The 14,738-nt window shown below is 44.3% G+C and carries 12 protein-coding genes, 1 tRNA gene and 1 pseudogene; 5 read left to right on the top strand and 9 right to left on the bottom strand.

Annotation, left to right across the window (positions count from 1 at the left end):
- Window positions 1-42 precede the first annotated feature (42 nt).
- A pseudogene (locus KI742_RS23590) lies at window positions 43-274 on the bottom strand (phosphate ABC transporter, permease protein PstA); the annotation flags it as partial.
- Between the two features lie 30 nt (window positions 275-304).
- Window positions 305-2,509 carry an ABC transporter permease subunit gene (locus KI742_RS16425; protein ID WP_238843517.1) on the bottom strand — a complete coding sequence of 735 codons (2,205 nt, stop codon included), beginning with the start codon at window positions 2,507-2,509 and terminating at the stop codon, window positions 305-307.
- Window positions 2,510-2,716: 207 nt separating this feature from the next.
- Between KI742_RS16425 and ppk1 the strand changes: the two genes are divergently transcribed.
- Complete coding sequence (gene ppk1 / locus KI742_RS16420) at window positions 2,717-4,807, top strand: polyphosphate kinase 1 (protein ID WP_005381748.1); 2,091 nt, start codon at window positions 2,717-2,719, stop codon at window positions 4,805-4,807.
- A complete protein-coding gene (gene ppx / locus KI742_RS16415) occupies window positions 4,791-6,296 on the top strand; it encodes an exopolyphosphatase (protein WP_005383670.1) in 1,506 nt (501 codons plus the stop codon). Before ppk1 ends, ppx begins: the two co-directional genes overlap by 17 nt.
- A 34-nt stretch (window positions 6,297-6,330) precedes the next feature.
- Here the strand turns inward: ppx and KI742_RS16410 are convergent, their stop codons facing one another.
- From KI742_RS16410 to phoB, 3 genes are read right to left on the bottom strand one after another with little or no spacing between them, the layout of a single operon-like run.
- Window positions 6,331-7,290, bottom strand: a complete 960-nt coding sequence (locus tag KI742_RS16410) for a PstS family phosphate ABC transporter substrate-binding protein (RefSeq protein WP_005383668.1) — start codon at window positions 7,288-7,290, stop codon at window positions 6,331-6,333.
- Window positions 7,290-8,588, bottom strand: a complete 1,299-nt coding sequence (phoR, locus tag KI742_RS16405) for a phosphate regulon sensor histidine kinase PhoR (RefSeq protein WP_005383667.1) — start codon at window positions 8,586-8,588, stop codon at window positions 7,290-7,292. The genes KI742_RS16410 and phoR overlap by 1 nt, the downstream gene beginning before the upstream one ends.
- A gap of 40 nt (window positions 8,589-8,628) precedes the next feature.
- On the bottom strand, window positions 8,629-9,318 hold the full coding sequence (gene phoB, locus KI742_RS16400; RefSeq protein ID WP_005381752.1) for a phosphate regulon transcriptional regulator PhoB: 690 nt from the start codon (window positions 9,316-9,318) through the stop codon (window positions 8,629-8,631).
- A gap of 224 nt (window positions 9,319-9,542) precedes the next feature.
- Here phoB and rdgC point away from each other — a divergent pair, with 224 nt between their 5' ends.
- The 3 genes from rdgC (at window position 9,543) to KI742_RS16385 (ending at window position 12,280) form a co-directional block, all read left to right on the top strand.
- Window positions 9,543-10,457: a recombination-associated protein RdgC gene (gene rdgC / locus KI742_RS16395; protein ID WP_005381753.1), complete on the top strand. Its 915-nt coding sequence runs from the start codon at window positions 9,543-9,545 to the stop codon at window positions 10,455-10,457.
- A gap of 165 nt (window positions 10,458-10,622) precedes the next feature.
- Window positions 10,623-12,023, top strand: a complete 1,401-nt coding sequence (gene yegQ / locus KI742_RS16390; protein ID WP_005381754.1) for a tRNA 5-hydroxyuridine modification protein YegQ — start codon at window positions 10,623-10,625, stop codon at window positions 12,021-12,023.
- A 2-nt stretch (window positions 12,024-12,025) separates the two neighbouring features.
- Window positions 12,026-12,280: a YfhL family 4Fe-4S dicluster ferredoxin gene (locus tag KI742_RS16385; RefSeq protein ID WP_005381763.1), complete on the top strand. Its 255-nt coding sequence runs from the start codon at window positions 12,026-12,028 to the stop codon at window positions 12,278-12,280.
- A gap of 42 nt (window positions 12,281-12,322) precedes the next feature.
- Here KI742_RS16385 and KI742_RS16380 read toward each other — a convergent pair whose 3' ends face one another.
- From KI742_RS16380 to KI742_RS16365, 4 genes are all read right to left on the bottom strand, one after another.
- Window positions 12,323-12,631, bottom strand: a complete 309-nt coding sequence (locus tag KI742_RS16380) for a hypothetical protein (protein ID WP_005381765.1) — start codon at window positions 12,629-12,631, stop codon at window positions 12,323-12,325.
- Between the two features lie 323 nt (window positions 12,632-12,954).
- Entirely contained in the window at window positions 12,955-13,791 is an 837-nt protein-coding gene (gene mepA, locus KI742_RS16375) for a penicillin-insensitive murein endopeptidase (protein WP_285385708.1), read from the bottom strand.
- A 12-nt stretch (window positions 13,792-13,803) separates the two neighbouring features.
- A complete protein-coding gene (locus KI742_RS16370; RefSeq protein ID WP_005381768.1) occupies window positions 13,804-14,136 on the bottom strand; it encodes a DUF1904 domain-containing protein in 333 nt (110 codons plus the stop codon).
- Window positions 14,137-14,611: 475 nt separating this feature from the next.
- Window positions 14,612-14,688, bottom strand: a tRNA-Trp gene (locus KI742_RS16365).
- Between the last annotated feature and the right edge of the window lie 50 nt (window positions 14,689-14,738).

Raw genomic sequence — 14,738 nt, 5'->3', positions numbered from 1 at the left:
CTAACTGTTGTGCTGCGCTTTCAGGCAAATAACTCTTCGGTACAAAGCTGCGCTCATACACTTGACCAATCAGAATAGTATTTTCATGTAGCACTTCGCCTTGTACAGGAGTCAGCGCTGCAACATTCCACTGATACAAAGGCGCTGGCCAAAAGTAAGTCAGGCCTTTCCAGCCGATAAGGAGTAACAACCCTAATACCGACAACAAACTGATGCTGACTGCACCGCCTGTTAGCCATATCCACGGTGCGCCAGAACGAATCCAATTTAACACGTTATTACTCGCTCTTTATTCAAACCATTATTACAACGCACGGTACTTATCTCTCAGTCTCTGACGAACCCACTCCGCAAGCGCGTTTACTGCAAACGTAAACACAAATAAAATCAATGCAGCTAGGAACAGCAGGCGATAATGCGAACTTCCAACTTCCGACTCTGGCAACTCAACGGCGATGGTCGCCGACAGGCTGCGCAATCCTTCCAAAATATTCCAATCCATTAATGGCGTATTGCCCGTTGCCATTAACACAATCATGGTTTCGCCAACAGCGCGTCCCAGGCCCATCATAATGGCAGAAAAAATACCTGGGCTTGCAGTAAGCAAGACAACATAGATTAAAGTTTGCCAAGGCGTGGCCCCTAATGCCAAAGAGCCATCCGATAAATGCTTCGGTACAGAGAAAATGGCATCTTCGGCAATGGTAAAAATCGTCGGGATAACAGCAAACCCCATCGCTAACCCCACCACCAATGCATTGCGTTGATCGTAACCAATACCATGCTCGGTTAAGAATAAGCGCATATCGCCACCAAAGAACGTCTGCTCAATCGTAGGCGAAATCCACACTCCAAGCCCAATCAGTACCAATATGACAGGCATGAGCACTAAAGCATGCCAACCATTAGGCAGACGATTCCGCAAAGGTTGCGGTATTAATGCCCATAGCCCGCCCATAATCATGGTGCTCAAGGGCAAAACAAACAGCATAACGACGATCGTAATCAAATGATCTTCGACAATAGGCGCGAACCACAATCCCGCTAGGAAACCTATGATCACCGTCGGCAGTGCTTCCATTAGCTCAATCGACGGTTTTACGACGCGACGCATGCGTGGCGACATAAAGTAAGCCGTATAAATAGCACCTAGCACTGCGAGCGGTACTGAAAACAGCATCGCAAACATCGCCGCTTTTATCGTTCCAAACGCAATAGGTACTAGGCTGAACTTAGCCTCAAAGTTATCGCTCGCCGAAGTCGATTGCCACACAAATTCAGGCTCAGGATACCCTTCGTACCACACTTCTTGCCATAATGAAGACAATGAAATTTCCGGATAGGCATTGTCCACTTCCGCAACATTTAACGCATTATTTTGCCAAGTGATTAAGTAGCGTTCATTGTTAGACATTGCTGCGATTGCGGGCACTTGATTGTACGCACGCTTAAACAACACCAGTTTTTCACTGGTTGTATAATGGCTTTGCAGCGTGCCGTTGGTGTAAAAGCTATAAAATCCTTTTCGATGAGAATCCGGCAACAAATACTTAAGCTCTGATGCCAATTTAAAATCACGAATATGCGTTAACGTGCGTTTTTCTTCTTGCAGCGTATCAAACCATTGCGACACCCGACCATCGTTGTGCGTCACCAAAAGCGAGTAAGCACCAGCCAATAAGTCTATCGTACGAACGGAATGCTTCTTATCACCTTGAGTTAGGTCGACCACCTCTCGCACAGCAAATTTACGTGCGGTTTTCTTTAACACTATCAACTCAGAGCCATCGCGCAAATAAAGCGTTTCACCGTCAGGTGTCAATAACATTTGCTGAGGCGTATCAAAGCCTGAAGAGAACGTAAAATCGATCGTTGTAGGAGACGTACCCAAAGACGAAGCCACTTGCCAGCGAGCTTTCACTTCACCACTTTGCGTCTGCCAAACAACCGTTGGTAAGGGCGTCGAAGCTGCAAATACAAACTGAGTCACAGGATCTTGAGGCGTACTTAGTGTCAGATCCATGCTGGTGTCTAGCTCAATCACTTCCGGAGGACGTGTATTTTCTCTCAATGTGGCATTAAATTCTGGCTTGAAAAGGTTCGCTTTACCCTGCCCATCAACAAATCCATACCAACCTAGCCCAGGAGCAGATTGAGAGAAAGCGACGGGTTTCTGGACGATTTGCTGTGTATACACCGCAGGTTTCGTAGGATCGTCCATCGACAAATATTGAATCTCACCACTTTGGGTTAGAACGAACGCGAGCTGAGCGTAATCATCCACTGAAATCGCAAGTGGTGTTTCAATATGAGTGGCTCGAATGGCTTGGTTGGTTTTGATCTCCGCATCAGAAAAAAGCGGAATGATCACCATAGCGAGGTAGACAAAGATCAAAATAAGCGCCGCGAGTACGCCGACACCACCGGATGTCACTGCAAGTCGAACCAAACGATCTTTTATCAGTCGTTTCTTATCTTTTTCCTGCAATGAAAACTCGGCTTGTGCCATTTAAATCTCTACCTTTTTTGACTTAGTACTAGAATATGTCGTTAAGATGACAATTATATTACAGATCACATTAAACACCTGAAAAGAATACAACTCTTATGCAATGCGTGGTATGAAATAAATCTGTAATGAAAATCTCATAATGTTCTCACTCATCCATTTTTCCAAGATGAGTACGTGTTACTTCACTTTTGGCTAGGTAAGGTTATGAGCGCAGAAAAACTATATATAGAAAAAGAGCTGAGTTGGTTGTCTTTCAACGAACGAGTATTACAAGAAGCTGCCGATAAAACCGTCCCTTTGATCGAACGTATTCGCTTTCTTGGGATCTTTTCCAACAATTTAGATGAATTTTACAAAGTACGCTTTGCGGACGTGAAGCGCAGAATCCTAATCAGCCAAGAGCGCGGTGGCAGTGATAGCCCTAAACGACTGTTAACCAAAATGCAGTCGAAAGCACTAAAGCTTAACGAACAATTTGATGAGCTTTACAGCGAGTTGATTCGAGAAATGGCGCGACGTCGCATTTTCTTGGTCAACGAGCAACAACTGGATGAATCGCAACAAAAGTGGATCGCGAAATACTTCCGTAGAGAGGTAATGCCGCATATCACTCCCCTCCTAATGAAAGACGAGATCGATGTTCTGCAATTTCTCAAAGACGAGTACGCTTACATCGCCGTAGAACTGCGTAAAGAAGAACATTACCAGTACGCTCTGATCGAAATTCCGACCGATCACCTTCCCCGCTTTGTGATGGTACCAGAACAGAAAGGAAAGCGTCGAAAAACCATCATCTTACTTGATAATATTATCCGCCACTGTTTGGACGAGCTGTTCAAAGGCTTTTTTGATTATGATGAGCTTAGCGGCTATGCGATGAAAATGACGCGTGACGCTGAATACGATTTACGCAATGAAATCGAGTACAGCTTGCTTGAACAAATGTCAGAGGGTGTCAATCAGCGACTGACAGCAAAGCCCGTTCGCTTCGTCTACGAACGCGATATGCCGCCTCAAATGTTAGAGTTTCTGTGTAACAAACTTAATATCTCTAACTACGATAATCTTATCCCCGGCGGACGCTATCACAACTTTAAAGACTTCATCGGCTTTCCAAATGTTGGACGAGAATATCTTGAAAATAAACCTCTCCCGCCAATGAAATGTGCCGATTTCGAAGGTTATGCCAACAGCTTTGACGCGATTAAAGCGAAAGATATTCTGCTCTATTATCCCTACCACACTTTTGACCATATTAGTGAGTTAGTGCGCCAAGCCTCCTTCGATCCCAAAGTACTTAGTATCAAGATTAACATTTATCGCGTCGCGAAAGATTCTCGCTTGATGAACTCTTTAATTGATGCGGTGCACAACGGCAAAAATGTCACTGTGGTCGTCGAACTGCAAGCTCGCTTTGATGAAGAAGCCAATATCGAATGGTCAAAAGTATTAACCGAAGCGGGTGTGCACGTCATCTTTGGTGCGCCTGGTCTTAAGATTCACTCAAAGCTACTGATGATTAGCCGCCGCGAAGGTGAAGAAATTATTCGCTACGCACACATCGGCACAGGCAACTTCCATGAGAAGACGGCACGAATTTATACCGACTTCTCCCTGCTTACGGCAGATCAAGAAATCACTAATGAAGTCCGTAATGTCTTCGGTTACATTGAGAATCCATACCGACCAGTGAAGTTCAATCACCTTATGGTATCTCCTCGTAATTCTCGAACCCAAATCTACCGCTTAATTGATAATGAAATTGCGAATGCCAAGCTAGGGAAAAAAGCCGCTCTTACGATCAAGGTCAATAACCTAGTCGATAAAGGCATCGTCAATAAGCTTTATGGAGCAAGTACTTCCGGTGTAAAAATAAACATGATCATTCGAGGTATGTGCTCATTAGTACCGGGCATTGAGGGGATCAGCGACAATATTCGCATCATCAGTATTGTTGACCGCTTTCTTGAGCACCCTCGCGTGGTGATCACCCACAATGATGGCGATCCGCAAGTTTATATCTCCTCCGCAGACTGGATGACAAGAAATATTGATCACCGTATCGAGGTAGCAGTACCAGTCCGTGATCCGCGTTTGAAACAGAGAATTATTGATATAACGAATATCCATTTTACCGATACAGTAAAGGCTCGTTTAATAGATAAAGAAATGAGTAACGCTTACGTACCACGAGGTAATCGCAAAAAAGTTCGCTCTCAAATCGCTATCTATGACTATCTTAAAAATATAGAAAAGCAAACTAGAAAACAAAATTCAGATGCCTCAAATACTTGAACAAGATACTCGCTACATTGCCGCGATAGACCTCGGCTCAAACAGTTTCCATATGGTGGTGGCCAAAGTTGTCGGCAGTGACCTACAACTGGTTAGTCGTCATAAACAACGTGTTCGCTTAGCATCAGGACTCGACAGTGAATTGAACTTAAGTCACGCCGCAATGGAGCGTGCGCTAGAATGCTTAGCCATGTTCGCTGAAAGGTTGCAAGGGCTTGATGAGTCAAATGTACGTATCGCCGCCACACACACACTAAGACGCGCTAAAAATGCCCACCTTTTCATCGAGCGTGCGAAAGAAGTGATGCCTTTCCCAATAGAAATTATCCCTGGAGAAGAAGAAGCCCGCCTGATTTACTTAGGCGTCGCGCACACTCAAGTAGAATCCAACTCCAAACTAGTCATCGATATCGGAGGCGGCAGTACCGAGATGATTATTGGACAAGAATTTGAGCCTGAGCTTCTCAACAGTAAACAAATGGGATGCGTCAGTTTTACAGAGCAATACTTTAAAAACGGCAAACTGTCAGGAAAAAACTTCAGCAAGGCGATGTTAGCTGCCGAACAAAAACTCGAGTCCATCGCTTCAACATATCGTAAAAAGGGCTGGGATATTGCTCTCGGCTCATCAGGAACCATCAAAGCGATTCAAGAAGTGCTAATAGGATTAGGTTTTGAAGATGGCCTGATCACAGCGAGTCGACTGGATACACTTATCGAAACTCTGTGTAAATTTGATTCCATTGAAGATATTGAGCTGGCGGGTCTAACAGAAGAACGTAAACCCGTATTCGCAGCAGGCGTAGCGATTTTGTCCGCGATTTTCAAAGCGCTTCGCATTGAGCAAATGTTTTTCTCCGATGGTGCTCTACGCGAAGGCCTGTTGTACGAAATGGAAGAACGTTTCGCACGCTCCGATATTCGCATGCGCACCACAGAAAATTTAGCCAACAAGCACCGAGTCGACTTAGAGCATGCCGCTCGTGTTAAGGGTCATGCACGTGAGATGTTATGTCAGGTACGCTCTGAACTAGGCATTAAGAAAAAGAGTGAGTTATTTGACTTACTAGAATGGGCAGCGTTGCTTCATGAAGTCGGATTAAGTATCAACTTGCGTAGTTTCCATCGCCACTCTTTTTATATTCTGTTGCACTCCACCCTACAAGGCTTCAACCGTGAGCAGCAATTAGTGCTTGCAACATTAGCTCGCTTCCAGCGTAAAGCGCTCAAATTGCAAGAACTACCAGATTTCAACCTCTATAAACAGAGTGACGTTATAAGCCTCATCAAAATATTACGACTTTCTATCGTATTAAATGGGCAGCGTAATGAAGATCCATTGCCTGATATCACCTTATCTATCAAAAATGACGAATGGATTCTCACCTGCACAGATGAAGCATGGCTAGAAAACAATAAATTACTTCACGCGGATTTACAGGAAGAACAAGAACGTTGGGACAGCGCGAAGTGGACACTCACTTTCTGATCTCGTACTGTCCATACCTAAATAAAAAGTCGGCTTACAGGCCGACTTTTTTTAACTCTTCTTCTGCAAAGTCTGCCGTAATGGGCACATAACCATCTTTCTCAACCAACGCTTGTCCCTGAGCAGAAAAGATAAAGCGAATAAACTCAGCTTCAATTGGTGTTAATGGGTAATCAGGGTGCTTATTCACGTAAACATATAAGTAACGTGATAGTGGGTACTTACCACTAACAATATGTTCTCGCGTTGGAGTCACGTAGTCATTTCCCATTTTAGCCACAGGGACTAAGCGCACGCCTGCCACTCGATAACCGACACCGGAATAACCAATTCCACTGATGGTTGACGCTACAGCTTGCACAACTGACGCGGAGCCTGGCTGCTCGTTAACTCGGGTCTTGAAATCGCCGCCACACAAGGCATTGCTTTTGAAGTAACCGTAAGTTCCAGAAACGGAGTTACGACCAAACAACTGGACGTTTCGCTTTGCCCACTGTGATTCAAGACCGAGTTGCTGCCAGTTTGTGACAAATTGACTTTCACCACAGCGTAGCGTGGCAGAAAACAAAGCATCTAACTGACTAAAGTTAAGACCTTGAATTGGATTATCTTGATGAACAAAAATACCGATTGCATCGATGGCTACCCTAAGCGCCGTTGGCTTGTAGCCATGTTCACGTTCAAACGCTTCAACCTCTCTTAAACGCATAGGGCGGCTCATGGGACCAAACTGAGCTGTTTGTTCGGTCAATGCTGGAGGGGCAGTAGAAGAGCCAGACGCTTGGACTTGCGCATTAATATTCGGGTAAATGGATTTAAACTCTTCAACCCAAAGCGTTGTCATACCCGCAAGTGTATCGGAGCCAACAGAGAGCAAGTTCCCGACAATCCCCGTCGTTTTATGATAAGTCGGCAATGGTTTATCTTGAGCGGCAGCAATAAAAGAACAAACAAGCGCGAATAAACTGAATGTTTTTGCCAATCGTAAAGCCATTATTTCACCACCAAACGCTCAGGCAATACGAAAGAAAACTTACTGCCCACACCTACTTCACTGTGAATTTCTAAATGAGAGTCATGGTGACTCAGCGCGTGTTTTACAATGGCTAGCCCTAAACCACTTCCACCAGTATCACGTGATCTTGCTTTATCTACTCGATAAAAACGCTCGGTAAGTCGGTGTAGGTGCTGAGGTTCAATACCATCACCGCTATCTTCCACCTCTAAGCATGCGCCTTGAGAGGTCTGGAACCAACGAACATTAATGTTCGCACCAGGCGGTGTGTATTTGACGGCGTTATAAACGAGGTTAGAGATAGCACTACGTAACTGGTCATCATCGCCCAGCACGCGTAGGCTAGCATCAACATCAAATTTCAATTTATGTTGGTTGTCCCCACTAAGGCTAACCGCCTCTTTTTCTAACACTTCAAGCATCGCGGGCACATTCACGACTTCCTCAAGCTCATGCATAGGTGCCGCTTCAATTTTAGATAGTGTCAGTAGTTGGTTCACCAAACTGTTCATGCGGTTAAGCTGCTCCGTCATGACACCATGAGCTTTGCTCCACATTGGACCCACGACCATATCAGGGTCTTCAGTCATCTCCAAATAACCTTGTAGCACCGTCATTGGTGTACGCAGTTCATGAGATACGTTGGCAAAAAAGTTGCGACGCATTCCCTCAAGTTGTTTTAATTGGCTCACATCACGCACTACCATCAAGTGCTCACCCTCGGTATACGGTACGATACGCAATTCCAGCATGCGTTCGACGTTGAGTGGTGAACGCATTTCTAATGGCTCTGAGAAGTCTTTCTTGTTGAGGTACTTGATAAAATCAGGTGTACGAATGAGATTGGAGATAGGTTGACCTGAATCTTCTGGCCAATGGAAGCCCAGTAAGTGCTGAGCCAGCTTGTTGCACCAAACAATATTTCCTTCAGCACGGAATACCACTACCGCATCGGGTAGCGATTCTGCACCATTTCGGAATCGACGAATAAGATTAGTAAGTTCTTTTCGTTTGCGGCGTTGGCGCTGTTGTAAGCGATACAACCCATTGAACAAAGATTCCCAGTTACCGCTACCTGACGGTGGCGTGAGGCGTTTTTCATCCCATAACCAAGAAGATAAACGTACTTGGTTATGCAAATGCCACACAAGCTGCAATGCCGTAGCAGCCAAAAGCAACCACGGCATATAACCGAATATCCAACCTACTATCACCCATGGGGTGTAAAAAAAAGCCAGCTCCCAAGCCAGCTTTTTCCACGTTAATCTTTCAACCACTCATAACTCCAGAAATGGTACCGATAAGCTGCGTGTTAATTTATGCCTTCGTCGAGAAGCGGTATCCAGCACCACGAACAGTTTGGATCAGCTTATCATGCCCTGCAGCTTCCAATGCTTTACGCAGGCGGCGAATGTGAACATCGACCGTACGGTCTTCGACATACACGTTAGTGCCCCAAACATTGTTTAATAGCTGCTCACGGCTGTATACGCGTTCTTGATGCGTCATGAAAAAATGAAGCATCTTAAATTCTGTTGGACCCATGTCTAATGGCGCATCATTAGCCGTAACACGGTGCGATACAGGGTCAAGCTTCAATCCCTGTACATCAATTACATCTTCTAGTGCAGTAGGGGTAACGCGACGAATCACCGCTTTTAGGCGTGCAACCAACTCTTTAGGAGAGAATGGCTTAGTAATGTAGTCATCCGCACCGACTTCTAAACCGCGCACTTTATCTTCTTCTTCACCACGAGCGGTAAGCATCACAACTGGAATGTTGCGCGTTAATTCCTCTCGCTTCATATGTTTGATGAAGTTAATGCCACTACCGCCTGGTAACATCCAATCCAGTAAAACTAAATCAGGGAAGGGTTCAGCCAGTTTGGTTACTGCAGTATCGTAATCTTCCGCTTCTACCGCTTGGTAACCTTTCTGCTCAAGTACGAAGCACAGCATTTCGCGAATAGGAGCTTCGTCTTCAACAACCAGAATCCTTCTAGACATAATTGAGTAACCTTATGTTCGTTGAGCTAATGAATTTAAGAGACAAAGCGCCTCTCTTTGCATAAGCATTATCACTACCAATTATGACACTTTTGTGACCTTTGAAAACAAATTTTCATATAACTTTCTTTTGAGGTTCATTCGGATATTTTTCATTTCTATTAAGACATCAGCACAAAAATTCCCTATGATTAGTCCCTTGTCATCAAGCCTAGAGAAGATTTATGTGGTTTAAAAACTGTCTGGTATACCGCGTTAACCGCGAGGTTACTTTTAACGCCGAACAACTAGAAACTCAGCTGTCTGAATTCCGATTCACCCCGTGTGGCAGTCAAGACAAACAGAAATTTGGCTGGGTCAGTGCAATGGGTAGACATGGCGATATGATGACTCACGTGTCAGAAAACCGCATTCTGATTTGCGCCAAGAAAGAAGAGAAAATGCTGCCTGCCTCTGTGATCAAAGAATCATTGAATGCAAAAGTAGAAGCAATGGAAGCGCAAGAAGGTCGTCCTCTGAAGAAGAAAGAGAAAGACAACCTGAAAGATGACATCGTAATGGATTTACTGCCGCGCGCATTCAGCCGCAGCAGCCACACTCACGTGCTCATCATGCCAAAAGAAGGTTTTATCCTTGTTGATGCAAGCAGCTATAAAAAAGCAGAAGATGTATTAGCATTGCTTCGTAAAACCATGGGTAGTTTACCTGTTGTTCCTGCTATTCCAGAAGTGGCGATTGAAACTACGCTAACCGAGTGGGTGAAAAGCGGTGACACACCTCAAGGTATCAGCATGATGGACGAAGCTGAGCTAAAATCCGTACTTGAAGAAGGTGGTGTGATTCGCTGTAAGAAGCAAGAGCTAACCACTGATGAAATCCGCAACCACATCGCTGCGGATAAAGTCGTGACGAAACTTGCGCTTAATTGGCAAGATCGTATTGAGTTCATTATGACGGAAGATGCGGGCATCAAACGTCTAAAATTCTCTGATGAATTGAAAGATCAAAACGATGATATTCCACGTGAAGATCAAGCAGCTCGATTTGATGCAGACTTCTCTCTAATGTGTGGAGAGTTCAGTGCTTTCCTTCCCAACCTATACGACGCGCTAGGCGGCTTACCGAATCCTAACGCATAATATTGTATAAAGGTTAACCATAACGCCCTCACTTTTTTTGAGGGTGTTTTTCTATCTGAAACACAATTACCCTAGTCACAGTTCACATTTTGACGTAAAATTTGCGCCCCATTTCCATTAGGTGGAATTGGCCTGACTTGTGATCAGATAAAAGAGAATTGAGCAATGACAACTGAGAAAGCATTCGTGCCTGAGCTACTATCTCCAGCGGGCAGCCTGAAAAACATGCGTTACGCATTCGCCTACGGGGCAGATGCAGTTTACGCTGGCCAACCTCGCTACAGCCTTCGCGTACGTAACAACGAGTTTAACCACGAGAACCTAAAAATCGGTATCGATGAAGCCCACGCCCTAGGCAAAAAGCTTTATGTGGTATGTAACATTCAACCACACAACTCGAAGCTAAAAACGTTCATCCGTGATCTTAAGCCAATCGTAGAGATGGGTCCTGACGCATTGATCATGTCAGATCCAGGCCTAATTATGATGGTTCGTGAAGCTTTCCCAGAAATGCCAATTCACCTTTCTGTACAAGCGAACGCTGTAAACTGGGCGACCGTTAAGTTCTGGGCAGCGAATGGCGTGGAGCGTGTGATCGTTTCTCGCGAGCTATCTCTAGAAGAAATCGAAGAAATTCGTGAGCATTGCCCTGAAACTGAGCTTGAAGTATTCGTTCACGGTGCATTATGCATGGCTTACTCTGGTCGTTGCCTACTTTCTGGCTATATCAACAAACGTGACCCTAACCAAGGCACTTGCACTAACGCATGCCGCTGGGAATACAAAGTTGAAGAGGGTAAAGAAAACGACGCTGGTGATATCGTAGAGAAATTCGACCCGACTGAAGCACAGCCTGTCGAAGTACAAGACGAGCGCCCTGAAACCACAATTGGTCGCGGCAAACCAACAGATGAAGTCGTTCTGCTTTCTGAAGCGCACCGTCCAGAAGAAAAAATGGCGGCTTACGAAGATGAGCATGGTACTTACATCATGAACTCTAAAGACCTACGAGCGGTTCAGCACGTTGAACGCTTAACTAAGATGGGTGTTCACTCATTGAAAATTGAAGGTCGTACTAAATCGTTCTACTACTGCGCACGTACCGCTCAAGTTTATCGTAAAGCAATTGATGATGCTGTAGCAGGCCGACCATTCGATGAAAGCCTAATGGGTACACTAGAAAGCCTAGCTCACCGTGGCTACACTGAAGGCTTCCTACGCCGTCATACACACGATACTTACCAAAACTACGATTACGGTTACTCAGTCTCTGATGCTCAACAGTTTGTTGGTGAATTCACTGGCAAACGTCGTGGTGACATGGCTGAAGTAGAAGTAAAAAATAAGTTTCTTGTCGGTGATAGCCTTGAACTAATGACGCCAAAAGGCAATATTGTTTTCACGCTAGAGGCAATGGAAAACCGCAAATCAGAGTCTATTGAAGACGCGAAAGGAAACGGTCACTTTGTATTCATTCCAGTACCAGCAGAGCTAGATTTAGAATATGGCCTATTAATGCGTAATCTAAACTCAGGGCAGGACACCCGTAACCCGACTGGTAAGTAACCATGGCCTTGCTCATTACTGATAAATGCATTAACTGCGACATGTGTGATCCCGAATGCCCCAATGGGGCAATCAGTATGGGAGAGAGCATTTTCGAAATTGATCCAGCGCTATGTACAGAGTGTAAGGGGCATTACGAAAAGCCGACCTGTCAGTCAGTGTGTCCAATTACAAAATGCATAATAACTGATCCGAACCATGTCGAAACTGAAGAGCAGTTGCTTGAAAAATTCGTGATTATTCAAGGGTTAGCATAAGAGCAATTAGGTTCAACTTTGACATCAAAGTTGAACCTTTTCTCAACCTGATTTTTCAATAGGGATAATATTGCAGAATAGCTCTTTTTCAAAATGATACTCTAGTCTCTCACGCCAATTCTCCGCTTGAGAAACAGGTATTAAATAAAAGTTTTCTCGGCTCGTATCAGTAACGAAAGCCATCCCATATTGCATCAGCTCATAATGCACATCATTAACAAAACCCGGATCAAGGCGTTGACGCCCAGTCAGGTGATTCACATCCTCTCGAGTCAAAGAGACTCCTTTAGTATCACTGCTAAATCTGTGTCTTAACCACTCTGCAAATTCTTTTGCACAAATCATAGTCATGGTTTTGTCCTTGATTTACTCTTCTAACAGGAAAAGGGCATATCCCTGCCTTACACACTTGTCTGCGTTGCTATCGCTTTTTAGCCAACTGACAGACATATTGCTAAGAAACCAGAGTATCGTGACGAAAGATCTTTTTCTAAACAGAGAAGTTACAACTTACCCATACTACAACTCTTTGTTTAATTTAGATTTCTATAATATGTCCCCAAAACTAATTGGGTTAGTTTTTGTATTGGTACTATTCAATGTAGACAAAAGTATGATGTTTCTCCAGTTTCATAAAAGAGATCACCAAGTACAGATAAACCTGAAGAGTAACACTAATTAGGATTGATAAGCGGCAAGCATTGAGGTGGAACGACTTTTTTTCGTTTGGGCTTAGAGGTTGTTTTTACCCGTGGAGGGGTATCAATAGGTTTTGCTTTCAGGGCCCAACTTGCAAGCTCAACACCGCAGCCATCGCCTACTGGAGGTGGAGCTTGATCAACACAATAGTCGCTCGAATCAGGACAAGATAACCTGACGTGAAAGTGGTAATGATGCCCCCACCATGGACGTACTTTACGTAACCAAGAACGATCTTTGCCGTTTTCTTGCAAGCAAAGTTGCTCCTTAATAACAGGATGTACAAAAATTCGTGCAACATCCTTACTTTTTGAAGCGTACCGAATTAGCTTAAAGTGCCGTTCTTCCCAGCGATGATTAAGTATGGAATAACCTTTTAAATCCACCACACTCATGGGCTTAGGAAGTTGTAATTCGTTATAAGAAAGCGGTTGGTCAGCAAGTCTTAACCAAATATCGATATCTAACCCGGTTTGATGACTAGAATGACCAGAGGAGAACCTTCCACCTCTAGGTAAAGACAAATCACCAATCAGCAGAGTGGTGTTGAGATTTTGGTGAGCTTTAAGCGCCAGATTTTCAATAAACTCTATCGTTTTAGGGTGCCCATAGTAGCGCTTCGTTTTACTACGTAAGACTTGATAACCAACGCCATCGAGAGGCAAGGGTAATGCACCATCTAAACAACCGTTAGCATAACTACCAATAGAGGAGGAAGAGTTTCGGGTAGGATTAACCGCAGACTCCCAAGGAGTAGAACATACTGAAGCTGAGAAACATAAACCCAAAGTTACAATGAAACTCAGCCTCATAGCCTTTAACCTTTAGTAGTGTTCGCCATTATCGTAATAAGCTTTAGGAGATAAGGCGGAAAAGATAACTGCAACATCAATATCGGCACCAGCGATACCGCGCACTTGTTGCGTAATAAGCTTGGCAACTTCATCTTGCACTTCCTGACCACGGTCGAACCAAAGCACTTCGACAAAAGGATATGCAGCACTCACCTCACCCTCATTGAAAAACGTAGTGTAGATATACTCAAAAGTAAAATCCTCACGCGGACAGTCCATTAGAGGCTGAAGTTCATCCGTAAGGGGTTTTGATAATGCCTGAACAGCTTGTGGCTCTACAGCACGGAATCGAAAATGTGGCATAAACTTACTTCCTAATTATTAGCATTAATGCATGATGATAACAGGAACCAAGTCAGTAATCATCCAAGCCAATGTAACCACTGACCTTTCAATAGATTGTGAATCAGATGTGCTCGATAACGAAGAAAAAGTGTTATGAAATTCGAAGGTAAAACAGAAAGAGCAACGCGATACATCAACATTTAGTAATTACATTACTAGAAAATAAAACTATCTGAAGCAAAGGTATGCCATATTCGTTGGATAAACATACACCTGACATCGAAACTATACGTTAGGAATAAAAGAGACCCTGACCTAAGCCAGAGCTTATGAATATGGGGGATAGGTGAAGTGGACCAATATCCCGGAGATATGAGCTTTCAATCCCCCCGATACTTTGGTATCAGAGGAATCGACAACTCTTCCAACTAGTCAGCTTCTCTTTTCTTCAGATGCAAAAAAGCCCCAGCATTACTGCTGAGGCTTTAGAGTATGGCAGGGGTGGAGAGATTCGAACTCCCAACACGCGGATTTGGAATCCGCTGCTCTGCCAATTGGAGCTACACCCCTGTAATTCGTGTTTATTGAGACGACGCTCAAATAAGTGGCGGAGTGGACGG

Origin of the sequence: Vibrio sp. D417a (genome assembly GCF_030248595.1) — a bacterium.
Lineage (GTDB): Bacteria > Pseudomonadota > Gammaproteobacteria > Enterobacterales > Vibrionaceae > Vibrio > Vibrio alginolyticus.
This window is presented reverse-complemented; position numbering and strand designations above follow the sequence as displayed.